Here is a 22,648-nt window from a genome sequence, read left to right on the forward strand (position 1 = left end):
AGTAAACGCTAACTTAAATTTTTATTAAACTGTATATCAGTACGGCAATAATGCCTATTACCATCATAAATAGATAGAACCCAACATTACCGGTTTGCAATAAGCGCAAACCACGGCCGGCCTCAATTGGCCCTTGCCCTAAACCGTTAACAATACCATCTATACCCATTTTATCAATTACCTTATAAAAGAATACTGATAATGCATCAAGTGGCTTACGGATGATAGCATCATACAACTCATCTATATAAAACTTGTTATAAGATAATTTCACTAATGCAGGGCGCTCTTGGCTATCCGGAACCGGAATATCGGCTTGTTTAACGTATTTAACAAAAGCGTAAATAAGCGCTAATACAGCAACTCCTACCGATATTGCCATTAACATATACTCGGTATTAGGTGCGATAAAAAGCTTGCCGGTGTGCGTAGCCGATGCGCTCAGCACAGGCTCCAGCCAGTGATCTAACCAGTGGTGACCGCCCAAAGCATGTGGCACACCCATAAATCCACCTACTGTTGAAAGTATGGCCAGCACAATCAGTGGAATTGTCATACTGGGTGGAGATTCATGTAAATGATGCTCCTGCTCGTGCGTACCGCGGAAACTTCCCCAAAATGTAAGGAACATTAAACGGAACATGTAGAAGGAAGTGAGCATAGCGCCTAAAACACCCAGTATATATAATAGCGGACTGTGCATATAAGCCTCAGCCAAAATTTCGTCCTTTGAGAAGAACCCTGCAAACGGTGGAATACCAGATATAGCCAGCGTTCCAATGAGCATGGTGGTAAAAGTAATGGTAAGCTTGCCTTTTAATCCGCCCATGTTGCGCATATCCTGCTCGCCACTTACCGCGTGGATAACCGAACCGGCACCCAAAAACAATAGGGCCTTAAAAAAGGCATGCGTTAAAACGTGGAAGAAAGCACCTGTATAAGCGCCAACACCGAGCCCTAAAAACATATAGCCCAGCTGGGATACAGTTGAGTAAGCCAGTACCTTTTTAATATCATTTTGAGTGAGCGCTATTAAAGCAGCCAGTAATATAGTAGCAACACCTATTATCGCAATAACGGTTTGCGTAGCAGGCGCTAAAGTGAACAGGATATTAGAGCGGGCAATCATGTATATACCGGCGGTAACCATGGTAGCTGCGTGTATTAATGCCGATACCGGGGTAGGGCCGGCCATTGCATCGGGCAGCCAGGTAAAAAGGGGTATTTGTGCCGATTTACCGGTAGCGCCTACAAACAGTAACAGGGTAATTAAAACCAGGGTGGTATCGCCGCTTCGCATAGTAGCCGCTTTGCTGAATACGTCTGCATAAGTAATGCTGCCAAAGGTATTCAGGATGATGAACACAGCAATCAGGAAACCCAGATCGCCAATACGGTTCATTACAAATGCCTTTTTGGCGGCATCGGCATAGCTTGGATTGCTGTACCAAAAACCAATGAGCAGGTAAGAGCAAAGCCCCACGCCTTCCCAACCTATAAACATGATAATGTAATTTGAACCCATTACCAGCAGGAGCATGAAAAACACGAATAGGTTAAGGTAAGCAAAGAATTTACCGAACCCTGCATCATGACTCATATAACCTATAGAATATAAATGAATCAGAAAACCTATACCAGTAATGATGAGCAGCATGATGGAGCTCAACTGATCGACCAGGAATGAAAACGGCACATGCAGGTTACCTACTTTAATCCAGTCGAACAGGGTAACGTTGATTGGTACGCCGGTTGACTTGATTTGTAAAAATGCGCCAACGCTTAAAGCAAATGATAATAGCACCATTAAACTGGCTAAACCGCCAATAATGCTTTTTGATAAGGTATTGCGGCCTAATCCGTTAATTACGAAGCCTGCCAGCGGCAGCAGCGGAATAAGCCAGATGTATTTATCCATATTTTTATCTCTGTGGCCAATGGCCAGTATCCTGTGTTCTGATGAATTATTGGTCTTCTTAATGTTGCAACCGGCAACTCAGTACCGGCTACCGGGCATTACCATTTCAATCTGTTCAATATATCTACGTCGATAGAGTTGGTGTTGCGGTGTATCATAACGATGATGGCCAAACCAATAGCAATTTCGGCAGCGGCCAGCGCCATAATGAAAAATACAAATACCTGCCCGTTAGGATCATTGCTGTAAACCGAAAATACGGTAAGCAACAGGTTAACGGCATTCAGCATCAACTCAACCGACATAAATACCACAATAGCGTTACGGCGTATTAAAACGCCTACCACACCAATTGAAAATATTATAGCGCTTAACAAAATATAATGATTAAGCGGAACGACCTTCACAGCCTGGAGAAAACTTTCCATTAAACGATAGCTTTAGGTTTAGTGTCTTTAGTGGCCAGCAAAACAGCGCCCACCATGGCCGATAACAGCAGGATAGACGATACCTCAAATGGCAACAAAAATTCGTTGAACAGCACCTTGCCCAGGTTTTGTACCGAGCCCAGGTTTACATTTTGCAATACCACCGGCTGCGATTTAGCGAGCACCTTTATAGCAGCAACCAAAGTAACCAGTAAAGCGCCACCACCTATTACGCCGGCAAGCTTTACGTAAATACTTTTGGTTGGCTCGGTATCCTTGTTAAGGTTAAGCATCATCATTACAAACAGGAACAACACCAGGATGGCGCCCATATAAACAATAAAGTTTACGATAGCCAAAAACTGCGCGTTAAGAATGATGTAATGAATGGTAAATGTAAAAAAGGTAATAATGAGGTACAGCACACTGTGCACCGGGTTTTTTGCAAAAATAACCAGCAGTGAAAACAGTATGGATAAAAATGCGATAAAGTAAAATATACTCATATGGCTTGTAAACAGAAATACCTTTGCCGGTACTGGTTGGTAGCCCGCAAAGGTATCATTCTTTTTTATTGGTTTAAAGGTGGCTCAACTAATTTGTCTTTACCGTATATAAAGTCTTTTCTTAAAAAATCAGTTGGTACAATATCGCCATCGAGGTAAATAGCCTCTTTAGGGCAAGCTTCTTCGCACAGGCCGCAAAAAATGCAACGCAGCATATTAATTTCATATACAGCTGCATATTTCTCCTCGCGGTACAAGTGTTCCTCACCTTTCTGGCGTTCGCCGGCGGTCATGGTAATGGCTTCGGCCGGGCATGACAGGGCGCATAAACCACAGGCTGTACAGCGTTCCTTACCGTCCTCATCGCGCTTTAAAGAGTGCAGGCCACGAAAGTTTTCAGAAAATTCCCGCTTTTGTTCGGGGTAACGAATGGTTACATCTTTCTTGAAAAAGTGTTTCATGGTAATGCTAAGCCCCTGGGCTATAGCGGGCAGGTAAGCCCTCTCCCAAAAATTAAGGGGTTTTACCTCCAGTACTTTTCGCTTATTACTTAATGGTTCCATTTATAAGGGTTAAGCAAACTTTTGAATTAATATAGATATAACACCGGTTAATACGATGTTGGCAATAGCCAACGGTATCAGTTTTTTCCAGCCCAGGTGCATCAACTGGTCATAACGGAAACGCGGGATGGTCCAGCGCACCCACATGAAAAAGAAGATAAAGGCAAATATTTTGGCAAAGAGTACCACTACACCTAAAATTGGCGCCCAGGTTGGTCCTAACAAATTAGCCATGTAATCCATACCCGGATAGTTGTAGCCGCCAAAATAAAGCGTAGCCATTACAGCTGAGGATACAAACATGTTGATATACTCGGCAAACAGGTAAAAGCCCAATTTCATGGATGAATACTCGGTATGGTAACCGCCCACCAGCTCGGTTTCGCACTCAGGCAAATCAAACGGACTGCGGTTGGTTTCGGCAAAGGCACACACTATAAATATTAAAAAGCCAAGCGGTTGGTAAAGCACGTTCCAGTGCCAGCCATGTTGCTGTTCGGCTATTTCTTTTAAGCTTAGTGTACCGGTCAGCATCAGCAGGGCAATTATGGAAAGGCCCATCGAAATTTCGTAACTGATGTTTTGTGATGCGGCACGGATAGCGCCCAGTAATGAATATTTGTTGTTAGAGGCCCAGCCACCAATCATGATACCGTACACACCTAAGGATACAACACCGAAAATGTACAGGATGCCCACGTTAATATCGGTAACCTGCAAATCGATAGTGCGACCGGCAATAACCATTTGCGGCCCCCACGGAATAACCGCAGAACCGATACAAGCCGTCATGATGGCCAGTGACGGACCAACCACAAACAAAAAGCCACTGGCCCGGGTTGGTATGATCTCTTCTTTCATGAACATTTTGGCACCATCGGCCAAAGGTTGCAGCATACCAAACGGGCCGGCACGGTTAGGGCCTACCCTGTCTTGTAAAAAGGCTGCTATTTTACGCTCGGCATAAGTAGAATACATGGCTACTACCAAACTGATAGCAAATATAACCACTACCAGTACCAGCTTTATAATCAGATCAGTAGTTTCCATTACAGTCTTGTCTCCCGTTCAAATTGTTCTTTGTTAGCTTCCTGCAATACCAGGTTCTTTTTAACCACTGGCAGCGGCTGCATCGTTTCGTAATGATTAGCGCTGATAACCGATTGATTAGACACCTTGCGCGGGCCTTCAATTACCCAATCGCTGGTTTTCTTTTTATCAAAACGGCAGGTGTTGCAAATAAACTCCTCAACCTCACCGTACTGATCTTTACGGGCCGTTACGCGTAAAACGTCTTCTCCTTTATACCAGAGGGTTACCTTGCCGTTACAATTTTCGTGCTCGCAATTGCGGTGTGCTTCCACCGGCTTGGTAAACCATACGCGGTTTTTAAAGCGGAAGGTTTTATCGGTTAAAGCACCAACCGGGCATACGTCAATTACATTACCCGAAAAATCGTTGTCTACAGCTTTGTGAATGTAGGTAGAGATTTCAGCATGATCGCCACGGTTTAATACTCCGTGTACACGCTGATTGGTGATCTGATCGGCCGTAAATACGCAACGATAGCATAAAATACAACGGTTCATGTGTAGTTGTATCTTGTCGCCAATATCAATACGTTCAAACGTACGCCGATCAAACTCGTAGCGGGTTTTAGCCGCACCATGCTCATACCCCAAGTCCTGCAGGTGGCACTCGCCGGCCTGGTCGCAAATAGGGCAATCCAGCGGGTGATTGATCAATAACATTTCAACCACTCCTTTACGTGCCTCAATCACTTCAGGCGAGGTTATGTTCTGTACCTCCATGCCATCCATTACTGTGGTACGGCATGATGCTACCAGCTTAGGCATAGGCCGCGGATCTTTTTCAGATCCTTTACTTACCTTAACCAGGCAGGTACGGCATTTACCGCCACTGCCTTCCAGTTTAGAATAATAGCACATAGCGGGCGGCACAATATCCCCTCCTATTTGCCTTGCAGCATTCAGGATGGACGTGCCTGGCTCTACGTCAACACTAATTCCGTCAATAGTTACTTTAACCATTATCAACCTTATTTCTTATATAAGCGAGGTAATCGCCGTCTATTATTTTTATATGATTTGGACCGGGCGTATACTGATATACATATACCCAGCACCTTACTTCTTTTCCGTTGTGCAGCCGTACCCATTGCTGTTGCCTGCTGTACTCCGGCCCTTCGTATTCATCCAATGCTGCCAAAACATGGTTAGCATTACTATCTATACTGTAAACCTCTCCTGCAACGGTTTGGCTTAACTCCTTTGCTTTTATTAACGCTGGGTATTCGCCCAGATCGTACAGTTCGCCTTTTAACAAACCCTCACCTGTAAAGGTAAGGAAATCTTCAAGCGGCTTTAATACTTCATTTTCGAAGTGCTTTAACAAGGTGCCATATGCAAACAAATATTCCATTTGCTGTTCTCCTTGTCAAGCGTTGCCTTTACAACTGGTATTCTTTAATGATGGCACTACCATCTGCATTGTGCCCCATTTCTATATCAATTTTAGCCCCTTTCAAAATAGGCGACTCCTGCAGTACTGGTTTCAAATTTCTGAACAATATCTCCGGATCATGTGCTGTTAAAAAGAACAATGCCCGGTTATTTTCCTCATCCAGTTCGTAGCTGTCATAGGCGCCAACACCATGATAGGTTACCGCCCGCTCAATCTCATCCTGCAACTCGTCTAAATAATCAAAGTCCTCCGTTTTATAGTTGAACTTGATAACTACTTCGTGATTCTCTGCCATATTTCAATAGTTTAATCAATCGTTATCAATAGAGCACATCTATTAGGCACCCCAGATCAAATTTAAGCTATCACTTCTGGCTTAGGCAGCGGATCAGCATAATGCGCTAACCCAAAATTACGGCTAACTGCCTCCGTTGGGTTAGTTACATGCCATTCAAATTCATCCCTGAAATGGCGTATAGCACTGGCCACCGGCCAGGCAGCTGCATCACCCAGCGGACAAATGGTATTTCCTTCAATCTTTTTAGAAACATCTACCAGCAGATCCATGTCGCTCATTTTGCCATGCCCATTCTCTAAGCGGTGTAACACTTTTTCCATCCAGCCAGTACCCTCGCGGCAAGGCGAACATTGCCCGCAACTTTCATGGTGGTAGAAGCGTGCGAAGTTCCAGGTGTTGCGTACAATACACTGGTCTTCATCAAAGGCAATAAAACCACCTGAACCCATCATGGTACCAGTAGCAAAGCCACCTTCAGAAAGACCTTCATAGCTCATTACACGGGCATCGCCTGCAGCTGTTTTCAGTATCAGGTTAGCAGGTAAAATTGGCACCGATGAACCACCGGCTACCACTGCTTTTAAGCGTTTCCCGTTAGCTATACCGCCACAATATTCATCCGAGAAAATGAACTCTTCAACAGGTACACCCAACTCAATCTCGTAAACGCCAGGCCTTTTTAAGTTGCCCCCGGCTGATATTAGCTTAGTACCGGTACTGCGACCAATACCTATTTTGGCATATTCATCGCCACCATCACGAATGATTGGCACGGTAGCGGCAATTGATTCGACATTGTTGACCACAGTTGGGCAGCCATACAAACCTGCAATAGCCGGAAATGGCGGCTTAATACGCGGGTTACCACGTTTACCTTCCAACGATTCAATCAAAGCAGTTTCTTCGCCGCAAATGTAGGCACCGCCACCCGGCTGTACGTACAATTCCAGGTCGTAACCGGTACCTAATATGTTCTTGCCTAAAAAGCCTGCAGCTTTAGCTTCGGCAATGGCTTTCTCCAGAATGCGTATCTGCGGCATCATTTCGCCACGTACATATATGTACGAGGTTTTGGCACCTAAAGCAAAGCTGGCTATAATCATACCCTCAATTAGCAAGTGAGGGATGTGTGTCATTAAATAACGGTCTTTAAAAGTACCAGGCTCAGATTCGTCGGCATTACAAACCAGGTAACGTGGCACACCCTCTGGCTTAGCCAAAAAGCTCCACTTCATACCGGTTGGGAAACCGGCACCACCACGGCCACGTAAACCCGACTTTTTCACCTCTTCCACCACTTCATCAGGTGTTAAAGTTTTCAGGGCTTTTTCAACCGCTGCATAACCACCTTTTGAACGGTAAACGTCAAAAGTGTTGATACCAGGTACGTTAATATGTTCTAGTAATAGTTTGCGTCCCATTAGTTGTTAGCTTTTGCTTTTAAATCACCTAACAATTGGTCAACCGACTCAGGGGTTAGGTTTTCGTAAAACGTATACTCAGGGCCTATTTGCAAAACCGGACCAAAGCCACAGGCAGCCAGACATTCCACGCCGCGCCAGCTAAACAGGCCATCAGGTGTAACTTCGCCTTCCTTAACGCCGAGCTTTTGCTCCAGGTGATCCATTATTTTTTCAGCACCTACCAGGCAGCAAGGCCCGGTGCGGCAAACTTCCAGCATGAACTTGCCTTGCGGACGTAAAAAGTACATGGTATAAAAAGTGGCTACCTCATATACCTCAATGGCCTCAATACCTAAGTAAGCGGCTACTTTATCCATCGCGGGTACGCTCAGCCAGCCCTGCTCGGCCTGTACGGCATGCAGCATAGGCAATAAGGCCGACTTTTGCTTACCTTCAGGGTAACGACTAACAAAATCGGCAAATTGAGCCATCAACGCCGGCGAAAATTCAACCGGCTGGTGGGTGATATTTTCAACTCTAAGCATCTAATTCTCCGGCTATAACGTTTAAGCTACTCATGTTAATAATCGCATCCGATAACAGCATTCCTCGGCTCATATCGGCATACATACTGTAATTGATAAAGCTCGGCCTGCGGAAATGCAAGCGATAAGGAGACCGGCCACCATCATTTACCAGATAAAAGCCCAACTCGCCGTTGGCACCTTCAACCGAATGATAAACCTCGCCTACTGGTGTTTCAATTTCGCCCATCACAATTTTAAAGTGATAAATGAGCGCTTCCATATTGTTGTACACTTCCTCTTTAGGAGGCAGGTAAAACTCAGGTACATCGGCGTGAAATATGGTCGGATCTTCTTTTTCTATTTTATCCAAAGCCTGCTGTATCATACGCATGCTCTGTTTCATCTCTTCGTTACGTACCAGGAAACGGTCATACACATCACCGCTGGTACCCACAGGTACTTCAAAATCAAACTCCTCGTATGAGCAATATGGATTCATGGCGCGCACATCATAATCCACACCGGTTGCACGCAGTATAGGGCCGCTCCAGCTGTAGTCTAAAGCTGTTTCGGCACTTACCGGGGCAACGCCTTTGGTACGATCAATAAATATACGGTTACGGTTAAACAGCGATTCGAACTCGTTAAGCACTTTCGGAAAATCAACCAAAAACTTTTTAATCTTGGCAAAAGCTATATCGTTAAAATTACGCTCAAACCCACCTATACGACCAATGTTGGTTGTTAAGCGTGAACCGCAAACCTCTTCGTATATTTCATAGATAGCCTCGCGGTATTCCATCATGTACAAAAAGCCGGTGAAAGCGCCTGTATCTACACCTAATACACCGTTGCAGATGATGTGGTCGGATATACGGGCCAGCTCCATTACAATTACACGCAAGTAATCTACGCGTTTTGGTGTATTGATGCCCAGCAGTTTTTCGACCGTCATGTGCCAGCCCATGTTATTAATGGGGGCCGAGCAGTAGTTTAACCTGTCGGTTAACGGGGTAATTTGATAGAACGGCCGGTGCTCGGCAATTTTCTCAAATGCGCGGTGTATGTAACCAATGGTTGATACGCCGCTCACAATACGTTCCCCATCCAGTTGCAACACATTTTGGAACACGCCGTGCGTGGCCGGATGCGTTGGCCCCAGGTTAAGGGTGGACAACTCGCTTTGCAGGTTGGTATCCGTATTGATATTTATATTTAGTGAAGGAAAATTCTGCATGGGTTATCTTCCAAAATAAAAATCTTTTTTGTCTACACGGTTCGGGTCTTCCAGCGGGTACTCTTTACGCATTGGGAATACGGTCATGTCGTCCACGTTGAGGATACGAACCAGGTTAGGATGACCTTCGAAGTTTACGCCAAAGTAGTCATAAGTTTCGCGCTCCATCCAGTTGGCGCCGTTCCACAGCACCGTTGCTGTCGGGGTGCGCACATCACCTTCAGGTAAAAACACTTTAACCCGAATACGCACATTATACCGCAGGCTGTGCAAGTGGTAAATTACGCCAATGGAATTTTCCTGCTCGGGGTATTGTATAGCCGTAATATCGGTTAAATAAATAAACTGCAAAGCCGCATCCTTTTTGAGGTACGTTAGCAGTTCAATAATATTATCTCTACTGGTTTCAACTGTGAGCAAACCGTATGGTTCGCCTTCCAGTTTAATCTGGTCGCCAAACTTTCCGGTTAGGTGCTGCTGCAGTAATTCGTTATTTAATTCACCCATTTACTGGATTCCGTATTTAGCTAATAATTCCTGGTACTCCGGTGTATCTCTGCGGCGCAGGGATTCGGTTTGCACCAGTTTTTGTATATTCATGAAGCCATCAATAATAGCTTCGGGGCGGGGCGGACAACCGGGCACATAAACGTCAACCGGAATTACCTCATCTATACCCTGCAATACCGAGTAAGTATCAAATATACCACCGCTCGAGGCGCATGCACCTACAGCCATTACCCAACGCGGCTCGGCCATTTGCAGGTAAACCTGCCTTAATACCGGCGCCATTTTTTTTGATATAGTACCCATTACCATCAGTAAATCGGCCTGGCGCGGCGAAAAGCTTAAACGCTCGGCCCCGAAACGCGATAAATCGTAATGAGAGCCCATGGTAGCCATAAACTCAATACCACAGCAAGAGGTAGCAAAAGGCAGCGGCCACAACGAGTGCGAACGCGCCAAACCTATGGCTTTATCTAAAGAAGTAGCAAAAAATCCTGAACCTTCAACGCCCGGAGGGGCATTAACTATCTGAACATCACTCATTGATATAAATGCTAAAATCCGTTTATACGGATGACTACAAATTTACCATTATTAACGTGATATTGAATAGTGTAATATGTACAAGGTTGTATTTAGAAAGATTCTAAACTGGCTTAGTTCCAGTCTAATGCGCCCTTTTTGAGCACATAAATGAAGCCCAGCAGTAGTGTAGCCATAAAGATGAACATTTCGATCAGTCCATCAACACCCATGGCTTTAAAATTAACCGCCCAGGGATACATAAAAATAACCTCAACATCAAACAGCACAAACAGGATGGCTACCAGGAAGTATTTAATGGAAACCGGTGTACGCGCATTACCAACCACCTCGATGCCCGATTCAAACGGACTAAGCTTATCTGCAGTTACCCGTTTTGGACCCAACTTGTGGGTAAAAAACATAGTAGTAACCACAAACCCAACTGCAACCAGCATTTGAATTATTATTGGCAAATAGTTAATAGGTAAACTTTGTGCTTCCATGCAGCAAATATAACTGGAATTGTGTAATAACAAAAAAGGCTGCAGATTAATCTGCAGCCTCTTATCAGTTCATAAAAAAAAATTATTTTCCTTTGGCAGCGGGTTTAGCCGATCCTGCCTTTTTTTGAAAGAAGTATTGAGCCTGTTTATTGGTTGGATCAAACTCACGGGCTTTAGTATAATTTTCTGTTGCTTTAGCAGCATCCTTTTCGGTGTACTCGTAATAAGCACCTAAATAAGCATAGGCTTCACCTACATCTCTTTTGTCTTTATCAGCAACTGCTGTAGCAGTTATAATTTGCAGGTATTGATCGTAGAACGGCTTAGCTAAGCCTTTGCTGGTTTCCCGGCTCGGCTCTCTCAGGTCGTTAATACGGGCACGGTACAGAATGGCCGGTGCAAAAGGTGTGGCTGCTTTTGATTGAACAAATGCAAACGCAGCTTCCGATTTTCCTAAAAGTGAAGTATCGGCAGGCGCTTTAGTTTTTAACTGGTTGTTGTACTGATCAGAAAAAGCATAGTAATAAGCTAATCCTTCAGTATAATGCTCAGTTAGGTTTACCTTACCATTATTTATCTTATCGGTATATTTACGGTAAGCCTCAGCCGCCTTAATGTATTTACGTTGTCTAAAGTAAGTTGCTCCAATCTCTTGGTATAAAGCAGCCTGGGTAGTATCCATGCTAACTGCTTTTTCAAAAGAAGCCACTGATAACGAATCCTGACCTGGGGTTTTAGCTTGTAAACGACCCAAATAAAAGTAATCGTAAGGAATAATACGTTTAGGATCGGCTTTGCTCATCCAGGTATTTAAAGCAGTAAGTCCGTTAGCATAATCACCGTTTTCGTAGGCGGCATAAGCCATGTAACGATATACCCTCGAGTTAGCGTCGGGCAACTTAGCAATGGCAGCAGCTTCGGTTTGCAGTTCTTTGAATTTACCAGCCTGGTACAAAAAGTCGGCATAACGCAGGCGTGACTCTACCGACATGTCGGTTAAGCCCAAATATTTGCGGTACTGTTCAACAGCTTCATTAATTTTGGCTGATGCCTGGGCAGGAACTTTTTGCGCCCAGCGTACATCTGTTTCAGCCCACTCACGGTAAGCGGGGCCAAAGTTAGGATCGATGGCTAAAGCGCCTTTAAACTCGTCTTCAGATGCTTCCCAGTTATTTGCCTGGCGCCAAACCACACCAGTAGCTACTTTAGCAGCAGCAGCCTTAGGGTTAATTCTCAATGCATCGCCGTAGGCTGACACCGCTTCTGTATTTTTTAATTGCGTACGGTAAGCATCGCCTAAAGCAATGTATAACTCCGGATCTTTATTATTTGCGGCTATACCTTTTTGCAGTATTGCTACGGCAGCATTAGCATCCGGGTTAGGATCAAGCAAGTAACCTTCACCTACGTATAAATAGGGCTTGCTGTCTTTGCCAGCTAAAGTAATAGCTTGGTTAAAATTGGTTTGTGCACCAGCCTGGTCTTTATTAACCCTTGCTGCGGCGCCTAAACCGGCAAAATTGATGGCTGATTTAGGGTTTGCAGCCAAACCTTTTTGAAAAGTTGCTTTAGCTGAATCTGGGTAATCTTGCAGCAAGTATACCCAGCCCAGGTGAAAGAAGTTTTCGTCTTTTGTTGGTTGTGTTGTAGTCAGATTTTTAAGCATCGACTTAGCTTTCTGATATTGTTCGGCGTCAATAGCTTTCTTGGCGTCGGCAAGACTCTGCGCAAAAACTGATGAACCTATAAATACCAGGCCAAGCGTTGCTCCCGCTACTTTACTGATGTTGTTCTTCATGGCTTAATTTTATAGTTTTAGTTACGTTACTATTTTAAAATCATTTCCCTTTGTGGGATCGAATCAGGCAATAAACCCGATTTCAAAATGATACGTTGCCCGCGGTCGCTTTTAAGGAAGGCAGCAAAGCCAGCTGCTAATCCCAATTTCCCTGTACTGTTTAAAATATACAGTGAGCGACTAAGCGGATATTGTTTTAGAGCTAATGTTTCTTGTGATGGTTTAAAATACTCTGTCGGTGCTTTGTCATTACTTTCATTCTTCACACCAACTATTTTAACTTTGGCTACCTCGTCTGCAAAATCCTTGTCAGGATCATCCAGCCAACTAAATCCAACTATCCCAATGGATTGAGGATGCTCGCTTACATAACGAATTACATCCTTGTTAGATTTTAAAGCATAAATATTTTTTTGCTTTAATTCCTGATTGCCTGATAGTTCCTTCAAATACCTTACCAAACTCGAATTCGGGTTATCAAATACAATGTTTTTATCGGTCATAACCTTGCCATTTAACATGTCTTTGATCTGCGCAACAGAGATCAGCGTATCTGTAGACTGCTGATTTACAATCAGCACTACAGCGTCAATAGCAAAGCGGTTAACATCGGGCGCAAAATTGCGATTTTTAAGAATTTGGAGTTCACTGGGCTTTAATTCTCTTGATATTATAGCCACCCGGATGCTGTCATTTAAGAACATCCGCAACACGTCATTCTCCGATTTATAGATAAACTCGGGTTTTGCCTCGGTAAATAAGGCTTTAAAAACGTAGGCTTCCTGATCCAGAATGGGCTGGAATGATTCGTCGGCCAAAAATTGCGCTTTACCCTTTACAAATGTATCATCTCCTTTAACTTCAGGAGCTGATTGTTGCCTGCACATTCCAAATCCAATCAATACGGCAAGGCATACTAATAAAATCTTTATGCTGTTATTCATCTAAGCGTATCTGTTCTGATAATTCTAATAAAACGTAAAATACCATACAAAATAAACAAACCACCAAATGTGTACCGTTTGGTTTCACTCAGCTCGAGTGGCAGTTTATCCCAGAACATAATCATGAGGCCCAGAACAATGACCAAAATGAAGAAGGCTGCTCCTAAAATAAACAAAAACCGCCTTTGGGGCGATTTTTGTTTATCATTATCAGAATTTAGCATTAATTACTGATCTGCTAACGTGAATACAATTGGCACAGTGTATTGTACACGAACCGGACGGCCGTTCTGACGACCAGGCGTCCATTTTGGAGCTGCTTTCAATACACGTACGGCTTCCTCTTCTAAACCTGAGCCTAATGTACGGCCTATAGGTTTAATGTCGGTTAAGCTACCATCACGTTCAACAACGAACGTCACAGTAACACGGCCTTGTACGCCATTCTCTTGTGCTACGGCTGGGTAACGTAAAGCTTTACCCAAAAACTTACCAAAGTCACCATTGAATTTAGGTAATTCCTCAACTGAGGTAAAAATTTCATTCGGGTTAGACTCTGTTACTGCAGCACTAACTGGTGCATTACCCACAGGTTCGTCAATACGAACTGTTTGTGTAGGGTCACCTTTGATATCCTTCGGGCCCGGGTCTGCTACTTTCAAATCCTCCTGGCTTGGTGGATCTTTTTCGCGAACCTGCTCGTCTGGTTTTACTATCGGAGGCGGGAAACGAACCTGATCAACCTTTGGTTTCTGCGGTTCGGCACTTGGTGGCGGTGGCGGCGGTGGTTCTGCCTCGTTCAATGGCGGCGGAGGAGATAACACCACTTCCTCAATTTTAACCTTTTCTTTGGGCTTAGGTATAAAACCTTTGATCTTGTTAATGATAGTTGGCATCGAAACGGCCAATGCAAAAAGACTAACAGTAATAAGTAATGCTACTGATGTATTTTTTGGATTGCTTTTACGTAACTCGTACGCACCGTATGCCTTGTTTCTATCGGCAAAAACAACATCAAGCCACTCAGGTTTCAGTATGTCTAGTTTTGATCCTAAAATAGCCATGACTTATTTTATTTAAAGTGTGTGTAAAATATCAATTAATAAAGACCTACGTCTTTTAACAAGCCAATTTCAACCGGTGTAATATCTACAATTGCATACAGTTTATTGTTGGTAATGTTCAACTCGTCAATAATATCGATCATATTTCTGTAGATCGATTTATCGCTTGGTTTAATAATCACAAACATATCCTTGCCTGTTTTTTGTTTGATTTCTTTACCTTTTTCAATTAACACCTTACGGATACCATCTTTACCGTAATTATCAACTGTTGGGGCCGAAAGCGGCTCGGTAGGAACGCCTACAAACCACTCTAAACGGTTGTCTTTACCTAATAATACAGTTACCGTTCTGGATGCTGCAATTGGTTCCTGATCTTGAGGTTTGTCTTCATTTTTATCCGGCATAGCCAAGTCCATGGCTTTTGGTTTTGACAGGGTAGTGGTAAGCATGAAGAAAGTTACCAGCAAGAAAGCCAAATCCACCATGGCTGTTAAATCCACACGTGTTGACTGCTTCTTACTTCTTACCTTCCCACCTTTACCTTTACCCCCGCCGGAGGTGTCTAATTCTGCCATCTTGTTACTTTCCTCTTAATGATGTAATTAAACTAAATTTGTTTACTTCTTGCTTTTGCAATATGGCAATTATACGCTGTATTGTCGGGTATTCTTCCTTACTATCACCTTTAATGGTAATACGCAGTTCTTTACCTGATATGTTTTTAGTTACAATACGGGCTTCGTGAATCCAGTTAAACAATTCGTTACTAACAGAATCGGTAGGAATACCAGGCGCTTTAAATTCTTTGCGCTGATCACCTTCCATGTTAATAAACTGTTTTACCTGGGCCATTGGCACACCAATGCTTGGTGTTACTGCATAGCGATCAAGCTCTTTTGGCGTAAAACCAATTTTATACTTTTCGCCCATACGAAGCAGCAATTGTTTGCGCACTTCAAAGCCTTCTATGCCAAAAAACACTTTTCCTTTACCACCAATGGTAAGGGTGGCAATATCACTTTCAGGTAGCAGCACTTGTGATGCCGATCCGGGGGTATCCACCGGAACCGGATCTTCTACCTTAGGTTTTGCCGTTAATATAAAGAAGGTAAGCAAAAGGAAAGCCACGTCACACATGGCTGTCATGTCAATTGCTGTACTCTTTCTTGGAATTTTTACTCTAGGCATTTTTTATTTTCTTTATAAAAATCAATACTATAAATGGTTAATTATCTAACTGTTACGCTACCGGTTTTATTATCAGCAGCGTAACAGTATCTTAAAAACCAATACTAGTATCTAGCTTTATTTTTGTGTGATGCAGCAAATGTTTGTACAATGCTGAAACCAGTCTCATCAATAGCGTAAGTCAGTTTATCAATTTTAGACGTAAATACGTTGTAAGAGATAATTGACAATGCTGAAGTTAAGATACCTAAAGCTGTATTAATCAAGGCCTCAGAAATGTGAGATGATAACTCAGCCTGGTTAGGAGCACCTGAAGTAGCCAGTGCACGGAATGCACCAATCATACCTACCACCGTACCTAACAAACCGATCAGTGTACCTACTGATACCAGTGTAGCGATGATAGTTAAGTTTTGCTCTAACATTGGCATTTCTAAAGCAGTTGCCTCTTCGATGTCTTTTTGGATAGCTAAAGTTTTTTGATCAACGTCAAGGTTTGGCTCTTCTTCCATTTCACGGTATTTTTTCAGACCTGATTTGATTACGTTAGCTACTGAACCTTTTTGTTTATCGCACTCTGCACTTGCAGCTTCGATGTTACCTTGGTTTAAGAAAGAATTGATTTTTCTAACAAAAGCATCAACGTTACCAGTACCAGAAGCTTTGCCAATTACAACAAAACGCTCAATAGAGAAAACGATCATCATTAAGAAACAAGTCATTAACACGGGTACAATTGGACCGCCTTTGTGTATAGTTCCGAAGTAATCGGTTGGTTCGCCGTGCTCAACGTCGCCGCCTTTATAGTGGCTTGCATCACCCAAAACGAAAATAAACAGCAATACTGCTATTACGAAACAAATAGGAATTACTAAAGAAGCGAAAGCGCTTGAGTTACCAGAGCTTTCTTTTTTAACAGGAGTAGTTGGTTTTGATGGTGCGGTTGCCATTACTTTAAATTTAGTTTTTAGTTTTTGTTTATAATATTTAGTTAATTAAATATGCGTATTTACATAAATAACAAATCTATAATTTTATCAATATAAAATTACGCAAAATGTTATTCTTTACAATTATTTAATGCCAGATTGTTAGGTAGATATTTTTAGCAATGTACTACTTAACGTGAGCGCTGTCATTTATTATGTTTCAACAAACATTTTTGCAATGAAAGCCATTTTTTTTAATAATAACAAGCATCAAACATTAAAAAAATGTAACTAAACTGATATAAGGCGCCCGGCTGAGTGTAAAAATTACCCAATGGTTGCCCCGTTATGTGTTTGTTTAACGTTTATATTGATTATTTAAGATATAAATTTAATAAAAGTTTTTGAGATTTATAAAAATGCTCCAAATAGCGCCTTTAACATTTAAAACTTTTTAAAGATTTATCTATAAATAACTTAAAGCAAAAAAGGCCGGGAGATTATCCACCGGCCTTTTTTGCTTTATAACCATCGCTCAACAGCAGCGCCAGTATCTTGTCTCTAAAATCGCCCTGTATTAATATTTCATAATCTTTAACCGAGCCGCCTACTCCACATTTAGTTTTCAACTGTTTGCCCAACGCTTCCAAATCAGCTTCGGCGCCGGCAAAACCGCTTACACGGGTAACCAGTTTGCTACCTCCTTTTCGGTCGAGGTATATTTTGAGGTTTTGCTGCTGTGGCGGTGGCGTAGTTGCGCCTTCATTATTGCCGCTGTTGTAGGTAAAATCAGGATCGGTCGAATAAATCAGTCCGCCGTTGGTATTTTTATTTTTTTTCGACATAGGTTACCGGCTGTATTGTGGGCCAACAATTACATTTAACGATAAAGGCATAATTTTAATTTCGGCATCGGCACCCAAGGTTTGCGGCTCGCCATCTAAATGTGCCGGCCCGGGGGCGTTACGCGATACCCGTATTTCCTTCCCTCTAATAATCTCCACAAAGCTGGATGTATCGGCCGTTTTGGTAAACATACGCAATCCCATCTCAGGGAAGCGGTAAAGCGGAAAAGGCTTTATCACGCATACATCCAGCAAACCGTCCTGAACGGATGCCTTGGGCGATACGTGGGCATTATTGCCATATTGCGAGGAATTAGCGAAGCTTAGCATAAAGGCATCGCGGTTGTACGCCTTACCGTCGATAGTTAATTGATATTGTTGTGACTTGTAGCTGATGATTTCTTTAATGGCCGCTTTAAAATAGGTAATGAAACCGCGTGTTTTTTGCCGGGCAAAAACCTGGCTTATGTGCGCATCAAAGCCCATACCTGCCATATTAAAAAACCACTGTCCGTTTATCTGGCCGGCGTCAATCAGTTCTACCTTAAAATTATTAATATTTTGTATGGCTTTTACCGTATCCATAGGGATGCCTAAAAACCGGGAGAGGCCGTTACCCGACCCAAAGGGCAAAATACCAAGCGCCGCCTTACTATTTACCACCGCCGATGCCACCTCGTTTACGGTACCATCGCCACCTACGGCAATAATAGCGTCATAAGTGGCACAGGCCTCTTTGGCCAGCCAATGTGCATGCCCGGCCTCTTCCGTAAATACAATGGTATGGTCAATAGCCTTTTTGTCCAGGTGCTGCTGTATGAGTGGCGGCACATGGTCTTTAGACTTGCCACCCGCTACCGGATTTATAACAAATAAGGCTCTTGTTTTCAATTAAATTTATTTTCGCCATCAAAAGTAACCCTATTTTCGGCTTTTGTAAAATTGTTTTAATTTTGCCCACTGAAAGTGGACTGATTTGATAAACGCTGCTAAGGCAGCGCGGATTGCAACCACGTAAAAAAGTGCTAAAACCAAAATTTTCTTTTTTACTTGTATCCCGCTCATTTCTCTGTACTTTCCTCAAATCATATTAATTGACGAAATTCTATGCCCTATTTATTTACTTCAGAGTCCGTTTCAGAAGGACATCCAGATAAAGTAGCCGACCAGATATCGGACGCACTGATTGATCATTTTTTGGCCTTTGATGCCGACTCAAAAGTGGCTTGCGAAACGCTGGTAACCACCGGGCAGGTCATACTGGCCGGCGAGGTTAAGTCTAAAGCCTACCTTGATGTGCAAAAAATTGCGCGTGATGTGATTAACCGCATTGGTTATACCAAAGGCGAATACATGTTTGATGGCAGCTCCTGCGGTGTGTTATCGGCTATTCATGAGCAATCGCCCGATATTAACCAGGGGGTTGACAAGCAGGACAAGCAAGAACAAGGTGCAGGCGACCAGGGTATGATGTTTGGTTATGCCACTGTTGAAACCGACAACTATATGCCTTTGGCGTTAGATATTGCCCATGCTTTATTAATTGAATTGGCAGCCGTTAGGCGTGAAGGTACCGATATTAAATACTTGCGCCCCGATGCCAAATCACAAGTAACGCTGGAGTATGACGATAACAACCAGCCGGTTCGTATTGATGCGATCGTTATTTCAACCCAACATGATGATTTTGACGAGGATGAGGCTATGCTGGCTAAAATACGTGAAGACATTATTGGATTTTTGATTCCGCGTGTTAAAGCCCGTTATCCTAAATATGCACACTTTTTTAATGATGATATAAAATACCATATCAACCCAACGGGCAAATTTGTAATTGGCGGCCCGCATGGTGATACCGGCTTAACCGGCCGCAAAATCATTGTGGATACCTATGGCGGTAAAGGCGCACATGGTGGTGGTGCGTTTTCGGGTAAAGATCCCTCAAAAGTAGACCGCTCGGCGGCTTATGCTACCCGCCACATTGCTAAAAACCTAGTAGCTGCAGGTATTTGCGATGAGGTATTGGTACAGGTATCATACGCTATTGGTGTGGCACAGCCTATGGGCATTTACGTAAACACTTACGGCACTGCCAAAGTTGATTTGCACGACGGCGAGATTGCACGTAAGGTAGAAGAGCTATTTGATATGCGCCCTTACGCTATTGAGACCCGCTTTAAACTGCGTAATCCTATCTATAGCGAAACTGCTGCCTACGGCCACTTTGGTAAACCCAGCCAAACCGTTACCAAAAACTTTGTAAGCCCTGAGGGCCGCCAAGTAACCAAAGAGGTTGAGCTATTTACCTGGGAAAAATTAGACTACGTAGAAAAAGTTAAACAGGCTTTTGGCTTGTAATACGATACTATATATTGCTTAAAAAGAGCGGCAGATAGTATCTGCCGCTCTTTTTATTTAAACGTTTTATACGCTATACCTTACCATCAACCATGCAAACTACTGCCCCGCCCTCACGCCTGCTAATTATACTGGCTTTTGCTGCTGTATATTTTATTTGGGGTTCAACCTATTTGGCCGTCCGTTTTGGTCTTACCGGTTTCCCGCCGTTTATATTGGTAGCACTGCGGTATATGGCTGCAGGTATAGTAATGCTTGCTTATTGCAAAATTAAGGGTGAGCGTTTACCTTCAATACCCTTGTTTGGTAAGCAGGCTGTAAGCGGCATTTTAATGCTGGTTGGCGGCACGGGCATGGTGGCCTGGGCTGAGCAGTATATTAGCTCGGGGCAGGTAGCAGTACTTATTGCCGCACAACCGCTCTGGTTCCTGGTACTCGATAGGGTAAATTGGGTCAAATACTTCTCTGATAAATATATCCTTTCCGGCTTATTGGTAGGCTTTTTAGGCATCTTCCTGTTTATGAAACTGGGTGCTCAGGAAGATGTTAAGCAATCAAACATGGGCTTAATAGCCATGATAGGCGTTCAAATTGGGGCTATGCTTTGGGTGATAGGCTCGCTTATTACTAAAAACAGTAAAGGTAGCAGTACAGTAATCATGAATAGCAGCATCCAACTAATTTCCGCTAGTGTGTTTAGTACAATTGTTGCATTGGTATCGGGCGAGCTGACTGGATTTACCTTTGCGCATGTGCCTGTTAATGCCTGGCTGGGTGTGCTGTTCCTGGTAACGTTTGGATCGCTGGTGGCATACCTGGCTTACATTTGGCTGTTGGGGCATGTAGCACCGGCGCTTATCAGCACTTATACTTACGTAAACCCTGTAGTGGCCGTTTTTTTAGGATGGGCACTGGCCGATGAGAAATTTTATACCGGCCAGTTTATAGGTCTGGCCGTTATATTAATTGGTATTTTGCTGGTGAACGTGCCTGCGTACAGGAGGAAGAAACAAGAGCCGGGAACCGAGAACCAAGAGTAATCCCAAGCCATACTATTTTCTAAAACATACTCCTTAGCTTAATTGTGGTTTTAATATAGAGCTAAAGAACAGCACAGCGAGCAAAATCACCTTCGAATAACTATTTTAGCAAAATAACACTTTACATGCACAACCCCGAACATAACCCCTGGCAAGTAACCTCCGAAACAGAAGTTTACAGTAATCCCTGGATCAGCTTAACGCATTTTGAAGTCATTAATCCATCAGGCAATGCTGGCATTTACGGTAAGGTGCATTATAAAAACCGGGCTATTGGCATATTGCCGCTTGATGAAGAAATGAATACTTATTTAGTTGGCCAGTACCGCTTTACTTTAAATGCCTACAGTTGGGAAATACCCGAAGGAGGTGGCCCCTTAGGTACAGACCCACTTGATGCTGCCAAGCGCGAACTATTAGAAGAAACAGGCCTCAAAGCCAACCGTTGGACTAAGTTAAACGACTTCCACCTATCTAATTCTGTAGGTGACGAATTTGGACACATTTACCTGGCGCAAGACTTGGAACAACATGAGGCCGAGCCTGAGGAAACCGAACAATTAGTGATACGTAAACTGCCTTTCAGCGAAGTTTACCGCATGGTTTGCAACAGCGAAATAACTGACTCAATAACCGTTGCTGCCGTGCTGCGCGTACAATTATTAATTTTAGAGGGAAAGCTGTAAAGGGAAATGAGCTTATAAATAAGACTAAAGACTTGGGGTTCTATCTTGGCTCTTGTTTCTTGTCTCTGATAAATTATTACCTTTGAGGCTTCTGTTATGAGGAGACTTTTTGGATACATTTTATCGGCCATTCATTACCCGGCTTTTGGACTGCTATTGTTAATTTTTCAGCCCATACAATGGTTTTGCTATACGGTTTTTGGATACAGCGCACACAAAAAATCTGTAGATGTATTAAACTTCTTTTTAACTAAAACCTATTATTTATTAGGCAACCGGGTAAGTTTTACCAACAAACAACAGCTCCCTGTAAACCGGCCCATTATTTTTATTGCCAATCACCAGAGTATGTATGATGTGCCTCCGCTTATCTATTATTTGCGTAGGCACCATGCCAAATTTATCTCCAAAGTCGAACTCACTAAAGGCATCCTATCCATTTCCTACAACTTAAAAGTAGGTGGTGGCGCCAATATAGACCGCAAAGATCCGCGACAGTCTATAACCGAGTTGGTAAACCTGGGCAACCGGATGAAGAGCAATACCTGGTCTACAGTTATTTTTCCGGAAGGCACCCGCTCTAAAGATGGGCACATGCGCCAGTTCCAATCGGCCGGTATTGCCACCATTCTAAAAAAATGCCCTAACGCATTATTGGTGCCTATCGTTATCAACAATGCCTGGAAAATGGTGCAATACGGTATTTACCCGCTCAGCACGTTCGAGCATCTAACCTTCGAGGTCCTTCCCCCTATAGAACCCAATGGCCGCCCCGCCGATGAACTGGTAAAAGAGGTGGAGGAGGTGATTAAAGCAGGGGTTATAGTAGAGCCAAGAAACAAAAAGCAAGAGACAAGGTAGACACTCATCAACCGAGTATTTCCTCCTGGCTCT

Annotated in this window: 26 protein-coding genes; 4 read left to right on the plus strand and 22 right to left on the minus strand. The window is 43.3% G+C overall.

The features are described 5' to 3' along the window. Nucleotides 1-13 precede the first annotated feature (13 nt). The 22 genes from nuoL to ABDD95_RS18180 form a co-directional block, all read right to left on the minus strand. Nucleotides 14-1,918 (minus strand): NADH-quinone oxidoreductase subunit L, encoded by a 1,905-nt coding sequence (gene nuoL / locus ABDD95_RS18075; RefSeq protein WP_345948745.1) that lies wholly within the window; start codon nt 1,916-1,918, stop codon nt 14-16. 98 nt (nt 1,919-2,016) lie between these two features. Beyond that, a complete protein-coding gene (nuoK, locus tag ABDD95_RS18080) occupies nt 2,017-2,346 on the minus strand; it encodes an NADH-quinone oxidoreductase subunit NuoK (protein ID WP_345948746.1) in 330 nt (109 codons plus the stop codon). Next, nucleotides 2,346-2,852, minus strand: a complete 507-nt coding sequence (locus tag ABDD95_RS18085; RefSeq protein ID WP_345948747.1) for an NADH-quinone oxidoreductase subunit J — start codon at nt 2,850-2,852, stop codon at nt 2,346-2,348. The genes nuoK and ABDD95_RS18085 overlap by 1 nt, the downstream gene beginning before the upstream one ends. 65 nt (nt 2,853-2,917) lie before the next feature. Continuing rightward, complete coding sequence (locus ABDD95_RS18090) at nt 2,918-3,415, minus strand: NADH-quinone oxidoreductase subunit I (protein ID WP_345948748.1); 498 nt, start codon at nt 3,413-3,415, stop codon at nt 2,918-2,920. A gap of 9 nt (nt 3,416-3,424) precedes the next feature. After that, complete coding sequence (gene nuoH, locus ABDD95_RS18095; protein ID WP_345948749.1) at nt 3,425-4,465, minus strand: NADH-quinone oxidoreductase subunit NuoH; 1,041 nt, start codon at nt 4,463-4,465, stop codon at nt 3,425-3,427. Further along, nucleotides 4,465-5,466 carry a 2Fe-2S iron-sulfur cluster-binding protein gene (locus ABDD95_RS18100; RefSeq protein ID WP_345948750.1) on the minus strand — a complete coding sequence of 334 codons (1,002 nt, stop codon included), beginning with the start codon at nt 5,464-5,466 and terminating at the stop codon, nt 4,465-4,467. The genes nuoH and ABDD95_RS18100 overlap by 1 nt, the downstream gene beginning before the upstream one ends. After that, nucleotides 5,459-5,857, minus strand: coding sequence for a gamma-glutamylcyclotransferase family protein (locus tag ABDD95_RS18105; RefSeq protein ID WP_345948751.1), 399 nt, complete (start codon nt 5,855-5,857; stop codon nt 5,459-5,461). Before ABDD95_RS18105 ends, ABDD95_RS18100 begins: the two co-directional genes overlap by 8 nt. A 28-nt stretch (nt 5,858-5,885) precedes the next feature. Continuing rightward, nucleotides 5,886-6,194: a hypothetical protein gene (locus ABDD95_RS18110; RefSeq protein ID WP_345948752.1), complete on the minus strand. Its 309-nt coding sequence runs from the start codon at nt 6,192-6,194 to the stop codon at nt 5,886-5,888. A 62-nt stretch (nt 6,195-6,256) separates the two neighbouring features. Further along, on the minus strand, nt 6,257-7,618 hold the full coding sequence (gene nuoF / locus ABDD95_RS18115; RefSeq protein ID WP_345948753.1) for an NADH-quinone oxidoreductase subunit NuoF: 1,362 nt from the start codon (nt 7,616-7,618) through the stop codon (nt 6,257-6,259). Next, on the minus strand, nt 7,618-8,145 hold the full coding sequence (locus tag ABDD95_RS18120; RefSeq protein ID WP_345948754.1) for an NAD(P)H-dependent oxidoreductase subunit E: 528 nt from the start codon (nt 8,143-8,145) through the stop codon (nt 7,618-7,620). The genes nuoF and ABDD95_RS18120 overlap by 1 nt, the downstream gene beginning before the upstream one ends. Further along, nucleotides 8,138-9,364, minus strand: coding sequence for an NADH-quinone oxidoreductase subunit D (locus tag ABDD95_RS18125; RefSeq protein ID WP_345948755.1), 1,227 nt, complete (start codon nt 9,362-9,364; stop codon nt 8,138-8,140). The genes ABDD95_RS18120 and ABDD95_RS18125 overlap by 8 nt, the downstream gene beginning before the upstream one ends. Nucleotides 9,365-9,367: 3 nt before the next feature. Next, a complete protein-coding gene (locus ABDD95_RS18130; RefSeq protein WP_345948756.1) occupies nt 9,368-9,871 on the minus strand; it encodes an NADH-quinone oxidoreductase subunit C in 504 nt (167 codons plus the stop codon). Then, nucleotides 9,872-10,414, minus strand: a complete 543-nt coding sequence (locus tag ABDD95_RS18135; RefSeq protein ID WP_345948757.1) for an NADH-quinone oxidoreductase subunit B — start codon at nt 10,412-10,414, stop codon at nt 9,872-9,874. Between the two features lie 113 nt (nt 10,415-10,527). Beyond that, nucleotides 10,528-10,899, minus strand: coding sequence for an NADH-quinone oxidoreductase subunit A (locus ABDD95_RS18140; protein WP_345948758.1), 372 nt, complete (start codon nt 10,897-10,899; stop codon nt 10,528-10,530). Nucleotides 10,900-10,981: 82 nt separating this feature from the next. After that, a complete protein-coding gene (locus ABDD95_RS18145) occupies nt 10,982-12,697 on the minus strand; it encodes a tetratricopeptide repeat protein (protein WP_345948759.1) in 1,716 nt (571 codons plus the stop codon). Between the two features lie 29 nt (nt 12,698-12,726). Further along, entirely contained in the window at nt 12,727-13,641 is a 915-nt protein-coding gene (locus ABDD95_RS18150) for a substrate-binding domain-containing protein (RefSeq protein WP_345948760.1), read from the minus strand. Between the two features lie 227 nt (nt 13,642-13,868). After that, nucleotides 13,869-14,705: a TonB family protein gene (locus tag ABDD95_RS18155; protein ID WP_345948761.1), complete on the minus strand. Its 837-nt coding sequence runs from the start codon at nt 14,703-14,705 to the stop codon at nt 13,869-13,871. A 35-nt stretch (nt 14,706-14,740) separates the two neighbouring features. Continuing rightward, nucleotides 14,741-15,283, minus strand: coding sequence for a biopolymer transporter ExbD (locus tag ABDD95_RS18160; protein WP_345948762.1), 543 nt, complete (start codon nt 15,281-15,283; stop codon nt 14,741-14,743). A 4-nt stretch (nt 15,284-15,287) separates the two neighbouring features. Next, complete coding sequence (locus ABDD95_RS18165; RefSeq protein ID WP_345948763.1) at nt 15,288-15,896, minus strand: biopolymer transporter ExbD; 609 nt, start codon at nt 15,894-15,896, stop codon at nt 15,288-15,290. A gap of 104 nt (nt 15,897-16,000) precedes the next feature. Next, nucleotides 16,001-16,846: a MotA/TolQ/ExbB proton channel family protein gene (locus tag ABDD95_RS18170; RefSeq protein WP_345948764.1), complete on the minus strand. Its 846-nt coding sequence runs from the start codon at nt 16,844-16,846 to the stop codon at nt 16,001-16,003. Between the two features lie 479 nt (nt 16,847-17,325). Next, nucleotides 17,326-17,670, minus strand: a complete 345-nt coding sequence (locus ABDD95_RS18175) for a translation initiation factor (protein ID WP_345948765.1) — start codon at nt 17,668-17,670, stop codon at nt 17,326-17,328. A 3-nt stretch (nt 17,671-17,673) separates the two neighbouring features. Continuing rightward, nucleotides 17,674-18,561: a diacylglycerol kinase family protein gene (locus ABDD95_RS18180; protein ID WP_345948766.1), complete on the minus strand. Its 888-nt coding sequence runs from the start codon at nt 18,559-18,561 to the stop codon at nt 17,674-17,676. 216 nt (nt 18,562-18,777) lie between these two features. On the opposite strand from ABDD95_RS18180, the gene metK reads away from it, so the two are divergent. The 4 genes from metK (at nt 18,778) to ABDD95_RS18200 (ending at nt 22,615) form a co-directional block, all read left to right on the plus strand. Then, nucleotides 18,778-20,028, plus strand: coding sequence for a methionine adenosyltransferase (metK, locus tag ABDD95_RS18185; protein WP_345948767.1), 1,251 nt, complete (start codon nt 18,778-18,780; stop codon nt 20,026-20,028). Nucleotides 20,029-20,120: 92 nt separating this feature from the next. Then, nucleotides 20,121-21,068, plus strand: a complete 948-nt coding sequence (locus ABDD95_RS18190) for an EamA family transporter (protein WP_345948768.1) — start codon at nt 20,121-20,123, stop codon at nt 21,066-21,068. A 125-nt stretch (nt 21,069-21,193) separates the two neighbouring features. Next, entirely contained in the window at nt 21,194-21,754 is a 561-nt protein-coding gene (locus tag ABDD95_RS18195) for an NUDIX hydrolase (protein WP_345948769.1), read from the plus strand. 96 nt (nt 21,755-21,850) lie between these two features. Continuing rightward, nucleotides 21,851-22,615: a lysophospholipid acyltransferase family protein gene (locus tag ABDD95_RS18200; protein ID WP_345948770.1), complete on the plus strand. Its 765-nt coding sequence runs from the start codon at nt 21,851-21,853 to the stop codon at nt 22,613-22,615. Nucleotides 22,616-22,648 lie beyond the last annotated feature (33 nt).

This window comes from Mucilaginibacter sp. PAMB04274 (assembly GCF_039634385.2).
Classification (GTDB): Bacteria; Bacteroidota; Bacteroidia; order Sphingobacteriales; family Sphingobacteriaceae; genus Mucilaginibacter.

Bases quoted from the DNA above. Each gene is read 5' to 3' on its own strand.
- nuoK (WP_345948746.1), bottom strand. From the start codon at position 2,346: ATGGAAAGTTTTCTCCAGGCTGTGAAGGTCGTTCCGCTTAATCATTAT.
- ABDD95_RS18155 (WP_345948761.1), bottom strand. From the start codon at position 14,705: ATGGCTATTTTAGGATCAAAACTAGACATACTGAAACCTGAGTGGCTT.
- nuoF (WP_345948753.1), bottom strand. From the start codon at position 7,618: ATGGGACGCAAACTATTACTAGAACATATTAACGTACCTGGTATCAAC.
- ABDD95_RS18170 (WP_345948764.1), bottom strand. From the start codon at position 16,846: ATGGCAACCGCACCATCAAAACCAACTACTCCTGTTAAAAAAGAAAGC.
- ABDD95_RS18190 (WP_345948768.1), top strand. From the start codon at position 20,121: ATGCAAACTACTGCCCCGCCCTCACGCCTGCTAATTATACTGGCTTTT.
- ABDD95_RS18150 (WP_345948760.1), bottom strand. From the start codon at position 13,641: ATGAATAACAGCATAAAGATTTTATTAGTATGCCTTGCCGTATTGATT.
- nuoL (WP_345948745.1), bottom strand. From the start codon at position 1,918: ATGGATAAATACATCTGGCTTATTCCGCTGCTGCCGCTGGCAGGCTTC.
- ABDD95_RS18145 (WP_345948759.1), bottom strand. From the start codon at position 12,697: ATGAAGAACAACATCAGTAAAGTAGCGGGAGCAACGCTTGGCCTGGTA.
- ABDD95_RS18085 (WP_345948747.1), bottom strand. From the start codon at position 2,852: ATGAGTATATTTTACTTTATCGCATTTTTATCCATACTGTTTTCACTG.
- ABDD95_RS18140 (WP_345948758.1), bottom strand. From the start codon at position 10,899: ATGGAAGCACAAAGTTTACCTATTAACTATTTGCCAATAATAATTCAA.
- ABDD95_RS18090 (WP_345948748.1), bottom strand. From the start codon at position 3,415: ATGGAACCATTAAGTAATAAGCGAAAAGTACTGGAGGTAAAACCCCTT.
- ABDD95_RS18110 (WP_345948752.1), bottom strand. From the start codon at position 6,194: ATGGCAGAGAATCACGAAGTAGTTATCAAGTTCAACTATAAAACGGAG.
- ABDD95_RS18160 (WP_345948762.1), bottom strand. From the start codon at position 15,283: ATGGCAGAATTAGACACCTCCGGCGGGGGTAAAGGTAAAGGTGGGAAG.
- ABDD95_RS18165 (WP_345948763.1), bottom strand. From the start codon at position 15,896: ATGCCTAGAGTAAAAATTCCAAGAAAGAGTACAGCAATTGACATGACA.
- ABDD95_RS18130 (WP_345948756.1), bottom strand. From the start codon at position 9,871: ATGGGTGAATTAAATAACGAATTACTGCAGCAGCACCTAACCGGAAAG.
- ABDD95_RS18120 (WP_345948754.1), bottom strand. From the start codon at position 8,145: ATGCTTAGAGTTGAAAATATCACCCACCAGCCGGTTGAATTTTCGCCG.
- ABDD95_RS18175 (WP_345948765.1), bottom strand. From the start codon at position 17,670: ATGTCGAAAAAAAATAAAAATACCAACGGCGGACTGATTTATTCGACC.
- nuoH (WP_345948749.1), bottom strand. From the start codon at position 4,465: ATGGAAACTACTGATCTGATTATAAAGCTGGTACTGGTAGTGGTTATA.
- ABDD95_RS18195 (WP_345948769.1), top strand. From the start codon at position 21,194: ATGCACAACCCCGAACATAACCCCTGGCAAGTAACCTCCGAAACAGAA.
- ABDD95_RS18100 (WP_345948750.1), bottom strand. From the start codon at position 5,466: ATGGTTAAAGTAACTATTGACGGAATTAGTGTTGACGTAGAGCCAGGC.
- ABDD95_RS18125 (WP_345948755.1), bottom strand. From the start codon at position 9,364: ATGCAGAATTTTCCTTCACTAAATATAAATATCAATACGGATACCAAC.
- ABDD95_RS18135 (WP_345948757.1), bottom strand. From the start codon at position 10,414: ATGAGTGATGTTCAGATAGTTAATGCCCCTCCGGGCGTTGAAGGTTCA.
- ABDD95_RS18200 (WP_345948770.1), top strand. From the start codon at position 21,851: ATGAGGAGACTTTTTGGATACATTTTATCGGCCATTCATTACCCGGCT.
- metK (WP_345948767.1), top strand. From the start codon at position 18,778: ATGCCCTATTTATTTACTTCAGAGTCCGTTTCAGAAGGACATCCAGAT.
- ABDD95_RS18105 (WP_345948751.1), bottom strand. From the start codon at position 5,857: ATGGAATATTTGTTTGCATATGGCACCTTGTTAAAGCACTTCGAAAAT.